At 61.7% G+C, this 17,842-nt stretch carries 18 protein-coding genes; 16 read left to right on the top strand and 2 right to left on the bottom strand.

Annotated elements, in window-relative coordinates; translation table 11 throughout:
• Positions 1–62 precede the first annotated feature (62 nt).
• Together ATY75_RS04890 and ATY75_RS04895 are read left to right on the top strand one after the other, a co-directional pair.
• The gene (locus ATY75_RS04890) at positions 63–608 is read left to right on the top strand and encodes a CGNR zinc finger domain-containing protein (RefSeq protein WP_088936669.1); all 546 of its coding nucleotides are present in this window, start codon (positions 63–65) and stop codon (positions 606–608) included.
• The gene (locus tag ATY75_RS04895; RefSeq protein ID WP_064837964.1) at positions 605–1,108 is read left to right on the top strand and encodes a hypothetical protein; all 504 of its coding nucleotides are present in this window, start codon (positions 605–607) and stop codon (positions 1,106–1,108) included. The genes ATY75_RS04890 and ATY75_RS04895 overlap by 4 nt, the downstream gene beginning before the upstream one ends.
• A gap of 86 nt (positions 1,109–1,194) precedes the next feature.
• On the opposite strand, the gene ndk is transcribed toward ATY75_RS04895, so the two are convergent.
• The gene (gene ndk / locus ATY75_RS04900) at positions 1,195–1,617 is read right to left on the bottom strand and encodes a nucleoside-diphosphate kinase (RefSeq protein ID WP_003574140.1); all 423 of its coding nucleotides are present in this window, start codon (positions 1,615–1,617) and stop codon (positions 1,195–1,197) included.
• A gap of 547 nt (positions 1,618–2,164) precedes the next feature.
• Between ndk and ATY75_RS04905 the strand changes: the two genes are divergently transcribed.
• Positions 2,165–2,434, top strand: a complete 270-nt coding sequence (locus ATY75_RS04905) for a hypothetical protein (RefSeq protein WP_088936670.1) — start codon at positions 2,165–2,167, stop codon at positions 2,432–2,434.
• Between the two features lie 61 nt (positions 2,435–2,495).
• Here the strand turns inward: ATY75_RS04905 and ATY75_RS04910 are convergent, their stop codons facing one another.
• Complete coding sequence (locus ATY75_RS04910) at positions 2,496–3,185, bottom strand: glutathione S-transferase family protein (RefSeq protein ID WP_088936671.1); 690 nt, start codon at positions 3,183–3,185, stop codon at positions 2,496–2,498.
• A gap of 138 nt (positions 3,186–3,323) precedes the next feature.
• On the opposite strand from ATY75_RS04910, the gene ATY75_RS04915 reads away from it, so the two are divergent.
• The 13 genes from ATY75_RS04915 (at position 3,324) to ATY75_RS04975 (ending at position 17,829) form a co-directional block, all read left to right on the top strand.
• Positions 3,324–3,833 carry a DinB family protein gene (locus ATY75_RS04915; protein ID WP_088936672.1) on the top strand — a complete coding sequence of 170 codons (510 nt, stop codon included), beginning with the start codon at positions 3,324–3,326 and terminating at the stop codon, positions 3,831–3,833.
• Between the two features lie 133 nt (positions 3,834–3,966).
• The gene (locus tag ATY75_RS04920; protein ID WP_088936673.1) at positions 3,967–5,016 is read left to right on the top strand and encodes a GGDEF domain-containing protein; all 1,050 of its coding nucleotides are present in this window, start codon (positions 3,967–3,969) and stop codon (positions 5,014–5,016) included.
• 51 nt (positions 5,017–5,067) lie between these two features.
• Positions 5,068–6,951 carry an ABC-F family ATP-binding cassette domain-containing protein gene (locus ATY75_RS04925; RefSeq protein ID WP_088936781.1) on the top strand — a complete coding sequence of 628 codons (1,884 nt, stop codon included), beginning with the start codon at positions 5,068–5,070 and terminating at the stop codon, positions 6,949–6,951.
• Between the two features lie 178 nt (positions 6,952–7,129).
• On the top strand, positions 7,130–7,975 hold the full coding sequence (locus tag ATY75_RS04930) for a polysaccharide deacetylase family protein (protein WP_088936674.1): 846 nt from the start codon (positions 7,130–7,132) through the stop codon (positions 7,973–7,975).
• A 157-nt stretch (positions 7,976–8,132) separates the two neighbouring features.
• Positions 8,133–8,696, top strand: coding sequence for a TetR/AcrR family transcriptional regulator (locus tag ATY75_RS04935; protein ID WP_245317534.1), 564 nt, complete (start codon positions 8,133–8,135; stop codon positions 8,694–8,696).
• A 106-nt stretch (positions 8,697–8,802) separates the two neighbouring features.
• Complete coding sequence (locus ATY75_RS04940; RefSeq protein ID WP_088936676.1) at positions 8,803–9,633, top strand: transporter substrate-binding domain-containing protein; 831 nt, start codon at positions 8,803–8,805, stop codon at positions 9,631–9,633.
• Positions 9,634–9,651: 18 nt separating this feature from the next.
• Positions 9,652–10,398 carry an amino acid ABC transporter permease gene (locus ATY75_RS04945; RefSeq protein ID WP_088936677.1) on the top strand — a complete coding sequence of 249 codons (747 nt, stop codon included), beginning with the start codon at positions 9,652–9,654 and terminating at the stop codon, positions 10,396–10,398.
• A complete protein-coding gene (locus tag ATY75_RS04950) occupies positions 10,395–11,186 on the top strand; it encodes an amino acid ABC transporter permease (RefSeq protein WP_088936678.1) in 792 nt (263 codons plus the stop codon). Before ATY75_RS04945 ends, ATY75_RS04950 begins: the two co-directional genes overlap by 4 nt.
• A gap of 4 nt (positions 11,187–11,190) precedes the next feature.
• Entirely contained in the window at positions 11,191–11,976 is a 786-nt protein-coding gene (locus ATY75_RS04955; RefSeq protein WP_088936679.1) for an amino acid ABC transporter ATP-binding protein, read from the top strand.
• 9 nt (positions 11,977–11,985) lie between these two features.
• Positions 11,986–13,344, top strand: coding sequence for an MmgE/PrpD family protein (locus ATY75_RS04960; RefSeq protein ID WP_088936680.1), 1,359 nt, complete (start codon positions 11,986–11,988; stop codon positions 13,342–13,344).
• 14 nt (positions 13,345–13,358) lie between these two features.
• Positions 13,359–14,663, top strand: coding sequence for an LLM class flavin-dependent oxidoreductase (locus ATY75_RS04965; RefSeq protein ID WP_088936681.1), 1,305 nt, complete (start codon positions 13,359–13,361; stop codon positions 14,661–14,663).
• An 81-nt stretch (positions 14,664–14,744) separates the two neighbouring features.
• Positions 14,745–16,787: a prolyl oligopeptidase family serine peptidase gene (locus tag ATY75_RS04970; protein WP_088936682.1), complete on the top strand. Its 2,043-nt coding sequence runs from the start codon at positions 14,745–14,747 to the stop codon at positions 16,785–16,787.
• A gap of 115 nt (positions 16,788–16,902) precedes the next feature.
• Complete coding sequence (locus ATY75_RS04975) at positions 16,903–17,829, top strand: Gfo/Idh/MocA family oxidoreductase (RefSeq protein ID WP_088936683.1); 927 nt, start codon at positions 16,903–16,905, stop codon at positions 17,827–17,829.
• The last annotated feature ends 13 nt before the right edge of the window (positions 17,830–17,842 follow it).

Consider the following 17,842-nt stretch of genomic DNA (forward strand, 5'->3'; position numbering starts at 1 on the left):
AGACACTCCGCGTCGCCAAAATTATAACTGGTAAAACGGACTTCACCAGTTATAATTTCATCATGAGCTTTTCCTGGACCCCTCACCGCTTTGCCGGAGGCGCGCTGGCGCTCGATGTCGCCAATAGCGTCGTGCTGCGCCACGATGCAGCGCGGCGGATCGACCGCTTCGCGGCCCGGGATCAGATGCGGGATTTTCCGCGCGCCGCTGCCGAATTCTGCGCCGAGCGGGCCCTCTTCGGCGATATCGCCCCGTTGTCCAGGGAAAACGAGGCAGATTTCATCGCGCTGCGGGAAGCAATCGACCGCTATTTCCGCAAGCGTATACTGGATGGCGGCGACGACCAATTGCTGGCCGGACTGCTGGACGCGCTGGCAAAGGTGCTGCGCGAGGCAAGCCCCGGCAGCCTAGTTGCGGCGACCGCCCATTCGGTGCTGCGGCTGATTGCCATGCCGGATCCGGAGCGGATGAAAATCTGCGGCAATTGCGGCTGGCTGTTCATCGACCGCAGCAAGAACAGGAGCCGAGCCTGGTGCGACATGGCGGTCTGCGGCAACCGCGCCAAGGCGAACCGGCATTATCGTCGCAAGAAGGAGGACATCCCATGAGGAAACATCTGATCGTCACAGCGGCGGCAATCGGCCTCCTGCTGTCCGCCTGCCAGCGTCAGGCCGAAAACCTGGTCGAAGTGACCGGCCACCTCTTCGTCTTCAACTATCGGGTGGCGAGCGCCACCTATCTGCTGACGCTGAAAAAGACCGGGCCTATCCCCGACGGTTCGGTCATCATTGCCGAATTCGAAAATCCTCAAGGCGGCGAACCGCTGGTGCTGAACCAGAAAATCTATCCGATCGACGACAAGATCGCGCTGCAGAGCCAAAACCTGCACTGCGTACGCAAGGACCGACCCTATGCAGTGAATGTCCGGCTGGTCGACAAGGACGGCAAGGTGCTGCAGGAATTGAAGACGCAGTTCCGATCCGACCTGGATCAGACCGTGCTGCCGAGCAAGCCGCTCGTCGTTGGTGCGCTCTATGACAAGAACCCTGAGGTCTTCAAGCCGGATGGCAGCGTCGATTTTTCCAATACCGACAAGTGCCCGGCATAGGAATACCTGCATAGAAAAAGCCGGGGCCAGGCCCCGGCTTTCGAGAGTCAATTCAAGGCATTGCGAGCCAATGCCGAAGCGTGGACTCAGCCGACGACTTCGGTATCGGAGAACCAGTACTTGATTTCCTGGGCCGCCGTTTCCGGAGCATCCGAACCGTGAACGGAATTTTCGCCGATCGACAGCGCATGAACCTTGCGGATCGTGCCTTCGTCAGCGTTTGCCGGGTTGGTCGCGCCCATGATCTCGCGGTTCTTGAGAATGGCGCCTTCGCCTTCCAGAACCTGAACGACGGTCGGGCCGGAGGTCATGCCTTCGACGAGTTCGCCGAAGAAGGGACGATCCTTGTGAACGGCGTAGAAGCCTTCGGCTTCGCGGCGGCTCATCCAGACGCGCTTGGAGGCGACGACGCGCAGGCCGGCATCTTCGAGCATCTTGGTGATGGCGCCCGTCAGGTTGCGCTTGGTTGCATCCGGCTTGATCATCGAGAAGGTGCGTTCAATCGCCATAGTCAAATCCTCTGTTTTCTCGGGAAAAGTGGGCGGTCTTTACCCGCCCCAACGCCCGAAAACAAGGGGTCGGCGGCAATTTCACGCCGCTGTCACAGTGCTGTTGCGGGTTTGGTGACGATCGAGGCATGCGTGACTGCAGCGCGCACACTCGAATGGCGCTTCACGCAAGATCGAATGGCTGAAAGACAACAAGTCCTGAGTGTTTGAAACAACCAAAACTCTCCTCTTACTCATTAAGCATAAAAATCTTCCAAATAAGAAAATATACATGTCGCCGATATTATTTAAACCAAATCTATATCGGACGACATTTTGTAGAACCTGAATTTAAGTTCGCTTCTCTCAAGCTTTTGGATACGGCAAATAGCCTGATGACGGTGATTGGCAAAATGTAACCTGACGGACCATTTTTGGTCTCTTTCCATGACCAACGTTACAGGCGATTTACGAGCATTTCACAACCTGTTACTCGGTGCGCCAGGGTGTGAGGTGCTTGGGGGGGGGGGAGCGAAAGGTGTCATATTCACGGGAAATCGATACGCTTTTGACCATTGTTGCTACAGAAGGAGGCCGTGTTTCCGGTGTCGGCCTCGCGGATGATGACGTAGTCAAAGCGGCCGCAGATCTCGGGTTGATCGATGTTGCCACCGGCGATGCGTGGACCCTCGTCGATACGGTATCGCTGACGCCTCGGCAGCGCTTGGAAATGGGCCTGCCGCCCATCGTGCCAAAGCCTTCCATGTTCGCTTCGGCAGCAAATGCGATCGCGTCGATGGTCGGCCGCGTCTTCGGAAAACCTAGCCCGCTGCGCTAACGCCCAGATCCGCCTTGGTCATGGGGCGGCACTGAACGCCAGCTAAGCCCCCGCGGCAATTTCACGCCGCTGTCGCAGTCCGGCCGCGGCTTTGATGGAGATCGAGGCAGCGTTCCAACCATTCCCGGACGGGATCGTCGGCGGCCAGCATGGCGAGGCCGGCGCAGACGCGCAGCCATTGCAGCGCGCCGAAGACGATATAATCGGCAAACAGCGGCGTCTGCCCGCCGATGAAGGGCTGAAATTTCAGCATATGCCGGAGCGGCTCGAGCTTGGCGCCGAAGGCGGCTTTCTCCGCCTCGCTGTCGGCAGCAACGACTTCAAGCGGCTTGCCGAGACGCGCTTCGCGGCTTTCGCGGAAATAGGCCTTGTCTCCCTCGTCGAGGTTGGCGTGAATTTCGAGAAGGACGATGCGCATGATCGCCGGATGGATGATCATCTGCGAATAGCCCTCGACCATGCGCGACAGCGCTTTGCCGCCCTCCCCGCCAAACAGCGACGGCCGCTCGGAATAAGCCTCCTCCAGATAGAGAGCGATGGAGAAACTGTCGGAGATCAGCCGGCCGTTATCATCGAGAACGGGCACGGTCTGCGAGACGCCGCCGCCGATCGCGCGGATGCGGCTATAGGTCGTCGGGATCTCCTCGAAATCGAGCCCCTTATGCGCCAGCGCCATCACCGCCTTCCAGCAATGAGGCGAGAAGAAGTGCTGCTTGTCGGCACCGCACAGGGAATAGAGGGCTCTGGTCATGACAGTCCTTTCGAGATCGAAACGCAGTGCATTCCACGACAGAAAAAGCCTGCGATCAAATCAGGAAATTTCATGGCGCCATCACTCGGATTTCTCGGGAAACTGGCTAGACTGCCGTAATCACGACAGGGGGACCGAATGCTCCGACATTACAGGATGTTTGCTGCGTATAACCGCTGGGCCAACGCCCAGGTCTACGCGGCCGCGACCGAACTCAGCGATGCGGAATTCCGCAGCGACCGCGGCGCCTTCTTCGGCTCACTGCACCGCACGCTCAATCACCTGCTCGCCGCCGACCGGATCTGGATGAAGCGTTTCACCGGTACCGGCGAGGCGCCGGCGACACTCGATGCCGTTCTCTACGAAGAGCTGGATGCGCTTACCGTCGCACGCAGGGCGGAGGACGAGCGGATCATTGCCTGGACGGGCACGCTTGACGAGGCAAGCCTTGCCGCCGATTTCACCTATGCGCCGGTGACGCAGCCGATCGAGATCACCCAGCCATTGCAGCCGGCGCTTGCGCATCTCTTCAATCACCAGACCCATCATCGCGGCCAATGCCATATGACGCTGACGGCGCTCGGCAAGCCGAGCCTCAGTCTCGATCTCATCTACTTCCTGCGCAGCGAAGGCCGCGAGTGGATGTGAGGCAGCCTTCATCATCAAGACCGCATTAACCGCCTTTGCCGGTTGCGCAGGCAATCCAGCCAAAGATTCAACCTCTCTTAAAGCCTTGCAGGCATAGCGGAATGAAGGGAAAAGCCGGCTGCGAGGAATCGTCATGCAGAATGCAAGCGTAAACGCTTTGGTGCCGCGCGAGGCGGCGCACCCGGCGCCTATGGCCGACATTCAGAGGATCGCTCAGCACTTGACGCGGCTGAACATTGCGGCGCTGCCGCGCAATTACGAACTTTTTCACGAGGCGATCGTCGGGCTCAATGCCGGTCTTGCCCAGGATATCGCAGCACTCGGGCCGCAGCCGCAACAGGCGATGCTCGACGCACTCGGATTGAAATACCGCCTTGTCGGCCATTGCGGCCTGGCCGGCGAGACCTCGCGCAACGAGGCGAGCCGGATGCTGCGCGAGGTGGCGGAGAGGCTTGCCGAGGGGCTGCGGCACAAAGACGCCTTTGCACACGCCTGCGGCACGATCTTGAAATCGGTTTCCGGCAACGACAACCAGAGCCTCACCGCGTTTCTCGGCGAGATCGACTACCTCTCCGCCTCGCTGGCGACGGTGCTGTCGGCGGAAACGGAGATCGCGGATAGGCTGCAGGACGACATCAAGAAACTGGAAAGGTTGGAACGGGGCATTTCGGCGATGCAGTCGGCCGCCGTCGCCGACCGGATCACCGGACTTCCGAACCGCATCGCGCTGAACCGCGAGATCGCCGAACTCTATCAGCGCGAAGAGGGGTTCGCCGGCAGCGCGCTTGTTATGGTCGATATCGATAATTTCAGGGATCTCAACGACAGATACGGCACCCAGGCCGGCAACAAGCTCTTGAAAAAGCTCGCCGGCCTCTTCCGCAAGTCGGTCAAGAAAAACGACTTCGTCGCCCGCACCGAGGCGGACGAATTCGCTTTCCTGTTTGCCAATGTCGGCATGCAGGATGCGATGACGATCGCCGAGCGCCTGCGTGCCTCCGTCGAGGACAATCTGGTCTTCGCGACCTCTGACAGGGCCGATCGCGGCAGGCTGACCATCTCGATCGGCGTTGCCCTCAGCACGGATGCGGCAACGCCCGGACAGTTGCAGGCCAATGCCCGCGTGGCGCTTCTCGCCGCGCAGACCAACCCCCGCCAGCCGGTGCAAGCCTTCGGCCACTGAGAAGCGGACAAGCTCTTGCCTTGGCGGGCGCTTTCGGCCAAAACGCCGGCCATGATCACGCTCACCGATATTTCCGCCCGCATTGCCGGGCGCCTGCTTCTCGACAATGCCAGCATTTCGCTGCCTTCGGGCACAAAGGCGGGGCTAGTCGGGCGCAACGGCGCCGGCAAGTCCACGCTGTTTCGCGTCATTACCGGCGATCTCGGCTCGGAGACTGGATCCGTGTCGATCCCGAAGGCGGCACGCATCGGCCAGGTGGCGCAGGAAGCACCGGCGACCGAGGAATCCCTGATCGAGATTGTGCTTTCAGCCGACAAGGAACGCGCCGCCCTCGTTGCCGAGGCGGAAACGGCGACCGATCCGCACCGCATCGCCGAAATCCAGATGCGCCTCGTCGATATCGACGCGCATTCGGCCGAGGCGCGCGCCGCGAGCATTCTTGCCGGCCTCGGCTTCGACCAGGCGGCGCAAGCCCGCCCCGCCTCTTCCTTCTCAGGCGGCTGGCGCATGCGCGTCGCGCTGGCCGCCGTGCTGTTTTCCGAGCCGGACCTGCTGCTGCTCGACGAACCCACAAACTATCTCGACCTCGAAGGCACTTTGTGGCTGGAAGACTATGTCCGGCGTTATCCGCACACGGTCATCATCATCAGCCACGACCGCGACCTCCTGAACAACGCGGTCAACGCAATCGTCCATCTCGACCAGAAGAAGCTGACCTTCTATCGCGGCGGCTACGACCAGTTCGAGCGGCAGAAGGCGGAAGCCGACGAACTGCAGACCAAGGCCAAGGCCAAGAACGATGCGGCGCGCAAACATCTGCAGAGCTTCATCGACCGCTTCAAGGCCAAGGCCTCCAAGGCCCGGCAGGCGCAATCGCGCGTCAAGGCGCTCGAGCGCATGGGAACCGTTGCCGCAGTCATCGAGGATCACGTACAGCCGATCACTTTTCCCGAGCCGGAAAAGCAGCCGGCCTCGCCGATCGTGGCGATTCAGAGCGGCGCCGTCGGCTACGAGCCCGGCAATCCGATCCTGAAGAACCTCAACCTGCGCATCGACAATGACGACCGCATCGCCCTGCTCGGCTCGAACGGCAACGGCAAATCGACCTTCGCCAAATTCATCTCCGGCCGGCTTGCGCCGGAAAGCGGCGAAGTGAAGCTGGCGCCGAGCCTGAAGATCGGGTTCTTCGCGCAGCATCAGCTCGACGACCTCATTCCCGAGCAATCGCCGGTCGAGCATGTGCGCCGGCTGATGCCCGGCGCGCCGGAGCCGAAGGTGCGCGCCCGCGTCGCCCAGATGGGGCTTGCGACCGAGAAGATGGCGACCGCCGCCAAGGATCTTTCCGGCGGCGAAAAGGCCCGGCTGCTGATGGGGCTCGCCGCCTTCAACGCACCCAATCTGCTGATCCTCGACGAACCGACAAACCACCTCGACATCGACAGCCGCCGGGCGCTGATCGAGGCGCTGAACGAGTACGAAGGCGCCGTCATTCTGATCTCGCATGACCGCCACCTGATCGAGGCGACGGTCGACCGGCTGTGGCTGGTCAATGGCGGCACGGTGACGACCTTCGAAGGCGACATGGACGAATACCGCGACCTGATCGTCACATCCGGTAAAAAAAAAGAAGAAAAGCCGCAGCTGACTGAGGATGCGACGTCGAAGGCCGACCAGCGCAAGCTCAATGCCGAACGTCGTGCCTCGCTGACGCCGCTCAAGAAAAAGATCAACGAAATCGAATCCTTGACGGCGAAGCTGGAGAAACAGATTCAGGCGCTTGACGCGGAACTTGCAAATCCCGCCCTCTACGAAAAGACGCCCGCCAAGGCGGCCGAGAAGGCAAAGCAGCGCGGCGAGGCCGCGGCCAAGCTGGCTGCCGCCGAGGAAGACTGGCTGATGCTTTCGGCCGAATACGAAGAAGCCATGGCAGGATAGCCACATTCCTCAAAACATGATGTCGCCCGAAAACCGCTGACACTTTTCGGCATCATGCTCCGTCCAAAGCGTGGCGAAGTGCCGCGGATCGGCACAATTTCGGCCGCCATCAACCAATCGTTAACCATAATTCGAAAGGTTGTCTCAACATTCGTTACCGATTTGTTGAGCCCTTTCGATGTATCGCTTTTTCATTCTGTCCTGCATGGCCCTTACGGCCGCGCTGTCTGCCTGCAGCACCACCAAACAGGCCCCGGATACATCGATCAAGACCTCCTCGGTGATTGCGCCCGAGGGGCGGAAATTTGGCTATGCCGGCGACGATGCAGCCGCGCCGCGTATGACCGGCTGGCACCATCTGGCCGGACGGACGCTTGAGGTCTCCTCCCTCGCCGATCTCAAGCTGCAGAACAAGGAAGTGATCCTGAGCTTCGACGACGGCCCGATCCCCGGCCGGACCGACAAGGTGCTGGCCATCCTCGACCAGTTCGGCGTCAAGGGCGCCTTCATGATGGTCGGCGAAATGGCCGAGATGCATCCGGCGCTCGCCCGCAAGGTCGCCGAGGACGGCAACACGATCGGCAGTCACACCTATGACCACGCCAATCTGAGTTTGCTCGATTTCGACGCGGCGATGGCCGAGGTGATCAAAGGCGAATTGGCGGTGACCAAGGCGACGGGAACCGACGTCTCCTTCTTCCGCTTCCCCTATCTTGCCGAGAGCCACCGGCTGCGCGCCGCGATCGCCCTGCGCGATATGGTGGTCATGGATGTCGACATCGACAGCAAGGACTATTTCGCCATCACACCGGCCTCCGTGACGCAGCGGACGATGGACCTGCTGCACAAGCGCGGCCGCGGCATCATCCTGATGCATGACATCCACAAACGCACGGCAACGATGCTGCCGACCCTGCTATCGGAACTCGAGGCCGAAGGCTACAAGGTGGTGACGCTGAGGTTCAAGAAGACGCAGGCGCCGAGCAACCTCGTCGCCTCGGCCGATTTCGTGACCACGCGTTAGACGAGAGGCCAATCAACGGCGTCTCGCGCGGAGGATTTTTCAAAGCTCGCATGAATTTGAAAAAATAAAATCTATAAAAACGATCGTGATGGTGATCTTTTGAGAAAGAACGTTCCTTCTCTCTCACTGGTCACCGATGCCTTTCAAAACTGCCCAAATGTCGACCCGCGGAAGAATAATCGATGCGATCAGCGACCTTTTCTACCAGCGCGGCACCTATCTGGTCGGCATCGACGAAATCGTACGGGAACTAAACATTGCCCGCGCCACTCTCTACCGTCATTTCGACGGCAAAGAGGGTCTCATCGTCACCTATCTCAGCCACCGCCATACCTTGGTCAGCGATCAACTGGAGAAACTCGTCGCCGGCAAAAGCAGTGCGCCGGCCATTTTCGCGATCTTCGATAGCCTGGCCGACAAGACCCGCAACGAAAGCTTCCGGGGCTGCGCCTTCCTCATTGCGGTGACCGAAAACCCCGGCTCGGCAGCGATCCGGGACGTGGCCCGCGCGCATAAGGCCTTTCTTCGCGCCCTCTTCGGCCGGCTTGTCCCGCCAGGCCCGGCTCACGACGAGATCAGCGAGCAATTGCTCGTCGTCTACGAAGGCGTGCTTGCCGCATCGGTCCTGCGACCGGAAGCGAGGCCGGCGGAGATTGCCCGAAAGGCGGTCGCGGCTCTTCTTCAGGCCGGCGGTTTCGACGCATCCGGAGACGAGGCATGAGTGAGATTATTCACCAAGCGCCCGCCGCATCGCCGGTTTCGATTTCGTCCGGCCTTCTCTTTTCCATCCCTTTCTTTCCTTCCTACGTTTCGTAATGGAGCTCAAAATGTCACATAAAATTCTGCCAAAGGCGCTTTTCGCCATGTCGATTTCGCTGCTGGCCACAACGCAGGCATTCGCGGATGCCACGCTCGATCGCATTAAAGCCCGCGGCGCCCTCACCGTCGGCGTCATCCTGTCCGGCGCGCCCTTCGGCTATATCGATCCGACATCGCAAACGCAGAAGGGATACAATCTCGATATCGCCAAAGCGCTGGCCGACGATCTCGGCGTCAAACTCGAAACGGTCACCGTCACGCCGCCGAACCGGGTGCAATTTCTCCAGCAGGGCAAGGTCGATATTCTGATTGCCAACATGCAATACACCGAAGATCGCGCCAAAGTCCTCGACTGGGTGCCAACGCCATACGACCGCAGCGGCGGCGCTGCCGTCGGACGTAAAGACAGCGGCCTGAAGGACTGGGCAGATCTCAAAGGAAAGCCGGTCTGCGTTTCTCAGGGGTCTAACTACACCCAGCCGCTGATCGAAAAATACGGCGCCGAGGTAAAGGGCCTGCCGAGCCAGCCGGAATCGCTGCTGGCGCTGCAGGGGGGCAATTGCGTGGTCGCGGTGCATGTCGGCGCAACTCTTGGCCTGCTGCTGCAGGATCGCCCTGAGGATTGGAAGGACTACGCCATTCTGTTCCCGACGGAACTGATCCCGTCCGATTCCGTCATCTGGGTTCGCAAAGGCGAAAAGGAAACGGCCGAGGCACTCGATAAGACGATTCGGCAGCTTCATACCTCCGGAAAATTGCTGGAGTTTGCCAAGGCGAACAGGCTCAGCAACACCGAATATCTCGAGCAGGAGCGCAAGACCCTGACAGCCAGCAAATAAGACGGGTCGTAGAGCGACATGTGGAATAGCGGCATAACCGGCCTGTTCGTCGACCTGACGAAGAGGCTTGGCCTGAACTACGAGTTTCTGGCAACGGGCTACGAAGCGCAGATATGGCGTGACGGTTTCATTACCACGCTCTATCTGATCGCCCTGCTGATCCCGGTCAGCCTGATTGCCGGACTGCTGTTTGCCGCCTGCCTGACATCGGACAGGCTCTGGCTCTCCGCGCCGGTGCGCGCTTTCGTGGAAATCACCCGAAACACGCCAACGCTGGTGCAACTGATGTTCAGCTTCCTCGTCCTCAATACCTTCGTGTCGAACCTGGTCGGCGGCGCGCAGAACAATCCGCTGACGCCGTTCTTCTGGGTGGTGGCGGTGGTCGGGCTGCACATTGCCGCCTTGCATGCCGAGGCGATCCGAGCGGGTATCGAAGCGGTTCCGGCCTCGACCGTGGAGGCGGCGCGCGGTATCGGCTTCAGCAAGCTGCAGATCCTTCGTTACGTCGAAATTCCTCTCGCGTTCCGGGCGTCGCTGCCGGCGATCGTCAACAACCTCATCAACCTCGTGAAACTGACGACGGTGGGCAATGCGATTGCAGTCAGCGAGATCACCTATGCCTCTATCATGGTGTGGACGCAGCGCGACAATGTGGTGTCATTGATGATCGTCATCCTGCTGTTCTTCAGTCTCATCAATCTCGTCGTCGCCCGCGTCGGCCTATGGGTAGAGCGCAAGCTCGCCGTTCCGGGATATGGCCTATGACGACGGTGGCGCTTTCCGAGCCGCGCAAGAGCGGCCACCTGCTGCGCAATATCGGCTTCGCAGCACTCCCTGCCCTCATTCTCCTCTGGTCGCTGGCCGATCTCACCCTTGGGCGCGAACTGGTGGAGTGGCTTCCCTATCTCGCCTCCGGCTTCCTGATGAACGTCGTCATCAGCCTCAGTGCGATGACATTGGGAACGGTGGTCGGAACCATATTCGGCATTCTTCAACTGGTGCCCTACAGGCCGGTGCGTTACCCCGTCGTCGCCTATGTGCAGGCCTTCCGCAATGCCCCGCATCTCGTGCTGATTTTCGCCACGACCTATATCTTTCCCTTCGAGATCGTCGTGTTCGGCAACTATCTGCCCTTCCCGGACTGGCTGAAAGCGGTGATTGGGCTTGCCATACCGGCCAGCGCCTATGTGGCCGAGATTACGCGTGGCGCCATTCTTTCGATCCCGACCACGCAATGGGAAGCGGCAAAGGGACTGGGGTTTTCCCGCAGCCAGGCGCTGCGCTGGATCATTCTGCCGCAATGCCTGCGGCGCTCGCTGCCGCCATGGATGAACATATTGGCGTCCATCACCATGGGCACGTCGCTTGCCTCGCTGGTCGGCGTGCACGAACTCCTGCATGCGGCAACCGATGCCAGCACGGCCGTGCGCCGGCTCGATTTCACGATCATCGCCTACATCGTGGTGATGGCCGCTTTTTTCACGCTTTGCTACCCGATCGCCCGCCTGACCCGACGCCTCGAGCAGCACTTCAACGCGGGCTCCAGGATTTGAGACGATGAACATGAAAACCGACGACGCGATCGTAAGACTGGAAGACGTACACCTTTCCTTCGGCCAGACCGAGGTGCTGAGGGGCATCGACCTGACCGTCAACAGGGGCAATGCGGTCTCCATTATCGGCCCATCCGGCTCCGGAAAGTCGACGATCCTGCGCTGCATCAACGCATTGGTGACGCCGCAGCGCGGCCGCATCACGGTCGGCGGCACCCGCGTCGACCAGTTGGCCACGGAAAGCGAGCGCATTGCGCTGCGCAAGCGCGTCGGCATCGTCTTTCAGCAATATAATCTTTTTCCTCACCTGACGGTGCTGGACAATATCGTCCTGGCTCCGACCCGCATCCTCGGTGTCGCGCGGGGCGAGGCAGAAAAACTGGCGCGCGAACTGCTCGAAAAGGTGCGGCTCTCCGAAAAAGCAGGCGCCTATCCCGGACAGCTTTCCGGCGGCCAGCAACAGCGCGTGGCGATTGCCCGCGCGCTGGCGATGAAGCCGGAACTGGTGCTGTTCGACGAAGTCACCTCGGCGCTCGATCCGGAGACGGTCGGCGAAGTGCTGTGGGTGATCCGCGACCTCATCCGCGACGGCATGACCAGCATCCTGGTGACCCATGAAATGCGCTTCGCCGAGGAGATCAGCGACACCGTCGTCTTCACCGAGAACGGACGCATTGTCGACCACGGCTCCCCTGAAGAAATATTCCATACGTTCGACAATGCCCGTATCCGCCAGTTCGTCGGGGGCCTTGCCGGCGGACGCGGCATGGACCGCGGCGAAGGCATGTAGGATATTGTCATGACGAGAACATTCGCACCTCTAACGTCGGCATTCGCCGAAGCGATCATCGCCTCGGACCCGTTGAAGGATGTCGCGGCGATGGACGCGGCCCGCCTGGCGATCATCGATTTTCTCGCCTGCGCGATTGCCGGCGCCCGAGACAGGACGACCGGCCTTCTGGCCAATGCGGTCGGAGCCGATCTCCCGGGTGAAGCGATCCTGATCGGCAGCGCGCGCCGAACCGATCCGCTGGCAGCTGCGGTCGTCAACGGTTATGCCGGCCATGTGCTCGACTATGACGACGTGCATGCGAGCGTGCGCGGCCATCCGACTACGGTGATTGTTCCGGCGCTGCTGGCGTTGGCCGCCGAGCGCGCGTTTTCCGCTGAGGCGCTGGTCGCCTCCTATATCGTCGGGCTCGAAGCCATGGCGCGGCTTGGATTGTCACTCGGCTCGAAGCATTACGAGAAGGGTTTCCATGCCACGGCAACGCTGGGCACGGTGGGGGCGGCAGCCGCAATCGCCCACTTGACGCGCGCCTCGGTGGACGAGACCGCTGTCGCACTCGGCCTTGCGGCAACGCAATCGTCCGGCCTGCGGCTGCAGTTCGGCAAGGACGCCAAACCCTTTCATGCCGGCATGGCGGCGCGATCGGGGCTCCTGTCGGCGCGTTTGGCGGCGGCCGGTTTTGGCGGCGCGTCCGATTTCCTCGACAACCCCGTCGGCTTCCATTCGGTCTTTGCCTTCGGAGCGGAACGCCTGTCCGCCTTGACCGAGGACTGGGGCTCGCCCTGGCAGATCGTCGCGCCAGGGCTGACGCTGAAGGCCTATCCCTGCTGCACAGCCAGCCATCCGGTCGCGTCTCTCGGCATCGATCTCAACAGGGAAGGCCTGCGCGCAGAGGCAATCGAGCGCATCACCTTTACCTATCCGCCCGGTGCCGATGCAGCCTTGGTGGTGAGCGAGCCCACCAACGGGATCGAGGCGCGCTTCAGCCCGGAATACGTGTTCGCGGCGGCCCTGATCGACGGCGGCCTGCGGCTCGATCATTTTGACGGGCAGCCGGTCGCGCCACGGCTGATCGCGCTCGTCAAGCGCGCCGGCCGCCGCCATGACGAGGCCGCGCCGCGCATGTCGAGCGATCCACGGACCCGCTTCGTCATCGTCGATATCGCGTTTGCCGACGGCAGCACGATACAGCGCCGTTTCGACGGCCTGCCGGGGCTGACCGATCCGACGGAAAAATTTCGTGACGCGACCGGTCGCCATCCGGCCTTCGCCGACATCCCCTCACTCGTCCGGACCATGCACAGCGCCGCCGACCTTCGAAAACTCCTGGCGCTGCTCAATCAAGATGCCGCCCAAAACCTCGTTTGACGAAAGATTTTGCCATGACCCGCAAGAGAGAAATCCATCTGGGCCTGTTCCTGCAAGGGGCCGGCCACCACGTATCCGGCTGGCGTCATCCTCATGCCGAGGCGGGAAGCGAGAATTTCAACCTGCTGAGGCGCGTGTCTGAGATCGCCGAGGCGGCGAAATTCGATATGGTCTTCCTGGCCGACGGATTGACCAGCGGCGTCGATGCGCATCCCTCGACGATCGCCCGTTTCGAACCGCTGACGCTACTTTCCGCGCTGGCCGTGGTGACCGACAAGATCGGGCTGGCGGCAACGGCGTCGACGACCTACGGAGAGCCCTATCACACGGCCCGCGCCTTCGCCTCGATCGACCATCTGAGCCACGGCCGCGCCGCCTGGAATATCGTCACGACCTCCTATGCCCGCACGGCGAACAATTTCTCCAAGGCCCATCCCGAGCATGACGAGCGTTACGCCGTGGCCGAGGAATTTGTCGACGTCGTGCGCGGGCTCTGGGACAGCTGGGACGACGATGCCTTCATCAAGGATAAGCAGAGCGGCGTCTATGCCGACCCGGCCAAGCTCCGTGTTCTCGATCACAAGGGCAAGTATTTCTCGGTCAAGGGACCGCTGAACATTCCGCGCGCACCGCAGGGCCACCCGATCCTGATCCAGGCCGGCTCGTCCGGACCGGGCCAGGATCTTGCCGCCCGCACCGCCGACGTGGTGTTCACGGCGCAGCAGAGCCTTGAAGAGGCGCAGGCTTTTTACAGCAGTCTGAAGGAGCGTGTCGCTCGCTTCGGGCGCCAGCCGGACGACGTCGCCGTCATGCCGGGCTTCCTGCCGGTGATCGGCCGCACGACCAAGGAGGCCGCGGACAAGCTTGCAGAACTCGACAGGTGGACGGATATCAAAAGCGCCATGCCGCTTCTGGAAGAACGCATCGGCCACAGCCTTGCCGAATACGATCTCGACGGCCCGCTGCCGGATCTGCCGATCTCCGATCAGTTGCGCAGCCGCGCCGAACTGCTGACGGCGCTGGCAAGGCGCGAGGATCTGACGATGCGGCAGCTGGCGCTGCGCGTTGCTGCCGGCCGCGGCCATCATATCGTCCTTGGCACGCCGGTCGAAATCGCCGACAGGATGCAGCAATGGTTCGACAGCCGCGCCGCCGATGCCTTCAACGTCATGCCGCCGTTTTTTCCCGGAGGCCTGGAAGACTTCACGCAGCTGGTCGTGCCGATCCTGCAGGAGCGCGGCCTGTTCCGCAGGGAATATGGCGGCTCGACGCTTCGCGAACATCTCGGCCTGACGCGGCCTGTGCCAATTTCGCCCTAACTCTGCGAAATAGTGGCTCCTGCACAATTCAAAATGCTACAGCATCTTGGAAGACGCTAAACAGGAGCCGGCAGGTCGAACATGAACCTTCACCTCGAAACGGACGACGATCCGCGCACCCGTCAGTTCATCGACGGATATAACCGGGTTTCCGACGCGGCACTCAGGACGGCTGAATTCGCCAGGGATCGCGATGCGATCAAGGCGCTGATCGAGCGGCAGGACAGGCTGATCGTGCCGATGCGGCGCGGCGGCTGGCTGTTCGATTTTCGGCAGAGCAAGGACAATCCTCTGGGCGTCTGGCTGCGTCTGCCTGATGACCAGGAGCCGCTGCCGGACGCCGACTGGGAGCCGGTCTTCGACCTCGATGCTTTCTGCGTCAGTGAAGGCAAGCGCTGGAACTGGCGCGGCGTCGTCACCTGCCCATGGGAGCCGACACGGGTGCTGCTGACGCTTTCGGACGGCGGCTCCGATCTTCTCCGGCTGCTCGAATTCGACGCCGAGAGCAAACAGGTCGTCGAGGGCGGTTTCGATACGCCGGCCGCACGATCGCATGCCAACTGGCTGAACCGCGACGAGATCTGCTATTTCGGTTCGATCGACCGATTTTCGGCGACCCGCTCCGGATGGCCGCGGGTCGGGCGGCGCTTGAAGCGCGGGCAGCGGCCGGAAGATGCGGCCGTCATGTTCGAAGCTGCGAACGAGGACGTCTACGGCTTCAATCTCATCATCGACCCCGCCCTGTCGGGCGCTACGGCGGATGCCGGATTGATCGACATTTTCGTCGCTGCCCATGAGATCGGCGTGGCCAGCGCCTTCCTGACTGCCGACGACGGCACGCAGCGGCGCATCGATCTGCCCAAGGAAGCGGACTTCCAGTTCAATCACGATCATTGCCTCTGGCGGGCAAAGAACGATGAGCGCGTTCCCACCGGCAGCCTCGTGCTGCAGCGCTTCGATCCCGGCTCGGCGACAGTTCCGCTCGGGCCCGAGCGGATCCTGTTTCAGCCTGGCGAGGGCCAGTCGATCTCGCAGCTGATGCTGATGCGCGAGTGGTGCGTCTTCATCATCTCCGATCGGCTGCGTCCGCGTCTCATGGTGCTGGATCTGACGAAGCCCGACGCCGAACAGCGCGAGATCGCGCTGCCGGCGGACATGCAGACGGCTCATTTCAGGCCGCTCTATGCGGATCTGCATCTTGGCGACGATACGCTCTGCATCATCGGCCAGGGCTTCCTGCAGCCTCCGGCCTGTTACCGGCTGGAGCTGTCGGACCGCAGCAAGGAGGCCGAGCCGATTTTCGTCGCCGCGGCGCCCAGCTATTTCGATGCGACCGGCATGTCATCCGAACTGCTGGAGGCGGTGTCCGAGGACGGGACCAGGGTTGCCTACCGGCTGGTCCTGCCGAAGCAATGGACCAAGGGCGCGCTGCCGGTGCTGCTTTACGGTTATGGCGGCTTCGATGTGTCGCTGTCGCCGAACTATTCCGGCGTAACCGGCCGCTGGCTGGAACAAGGTGGCGCCTACGTGCAGGCCTATATCCGCGGCGGCGGCGAATTCGGGCCCGACTGGTATCGCAGCGCCAAGCGGCAGGGACGCGACAAGGCCTTTGCCGATTTCGTCGCCGTCGCCCGCGATCTCGTCGCCCGCGGCTACACCGTGCCGTCGCGGATCGCCTGCCAGGGCGGCAGCAATGGCGGTCTGCTGACCGGCGTGATGCTGACGCGCTACCCGGAGGATTTCGGCGCCGTCTGGTGCCAGGTGCCGGTGCTCGACATGACACGCTTCCACCTGTTCAGCGCAGGGCAGGCCTGGATGGACGAATATGGCGATCCGGAGATACCGGCCGACCGGGATTTCATGCTCGGCTACTCGCCGCTTCACAATGTCAGGCCGGCGACCGACATCAGCTATCCGCCGATTTATATCGAAAGCTCCGCCAATGACGACCGGGTGCATCCCTCGCATGCGCGCCGCTTTGCCGCGCGGCTGGAGGAAGCCGGACACCGGCCGCTCTTCCATGAATTCGGCTCGGGCGGGCATGGCGGCGACGGCAATTCCGAGGAGCGCGCCGCCCGCGCGGCCATGGGTTACAGCTTCCTTCGCCACACTATCATGAGGTAAGACGGGCCATCATGCGGTAGGATAGAATAGAATGACGGGAGAGAGCTTGTCGGCGCTTTCCTTTCTGCTAAAAGAAGCGCAATAAATCATACTTTTCACAGGCTCGAGCGAAACCATGTCTCCTATCAACCTCGCCATCGTCGGCGTCGGCAAGATCGTCCGCGACCAGCACCTCCCTTCCATCGCCAAGAATGCCGATTTCAAGCTCGTCGCCACGGCAAGCCGCCACGGCACGGTCGAAGGCATCAACAGCTATACGACGATCGAGGCGATGCTCGACGCCGAGCCGTCGATCGATGCGGTGTCGCTCTGCATGCCGCCGCAATACCGCTACGAGGCCGCTTATAAGGCGCTCGTCGCCGGCAAGCACGTCTTCCTGGAAAAGCCGCCGGGTGCCACGCTGAGCGAAGTGGCCGATCTCGAGGCGCTTGCCGCAAAGCAGGGCGCGTCACTGTTTGCCAGCTGGCATTCGCGCTATGCGCCGGCCGTCGAAGCCGCCAAGGCGTTTCTGGCTTCGACGACGATCAACAGCGTGCACGTGATCTGGAAGGAGGACGTCCGCCACTGGCATCCGAACCAGGACTGGATCTGGCAGGCCGGCGGCCTCGGGGTTTTCGATCCCGGCATCAACGCCCTGTCGATCGTCACCCATATCCTGCCGCGGCCGATCTTCATCACCGAGGCCGTGCTCGAATTTCCTGAAAACCGCGATGCGCCGATCGCGTCCGACATTCGCTTCCGCGATGCCGACGGCCTTCCGGTTCATGCCGAATTCGACTGGCGCCAGACCGGCAAGCAGAGCTGGGATATCGTCGCGGAGACGGCGGCCGGCCAGATGGTTCTCGCCGAAGGCGGCGCCAAGCTTTCCATCGACGGCACGCTGACCTTCGCCGAGCCGGAGCAGGAATATCCCTCGCTCTACCGCCGCTTCGCCGAAATCATCAAAGCCGGCACATCGGATGTGGATCTGGCGCCGCTGCGCCACGTCGCCGACGCCTTCATGCTCGGCAAGCGCAAATTCGTGGACGCGTTCCACGACTGAGCCATTGGCGGCT

The sequence above is a fragment of the Rhizobium sp. N122 genome (assembly GCF_002211295.1).
Taxonomy (GTDB): domain Bacteria; phylum Pseudomonadota; class Alphaproteobacteria; order Rhizobiales; family Rhizobiaceae; genus Rhizobium.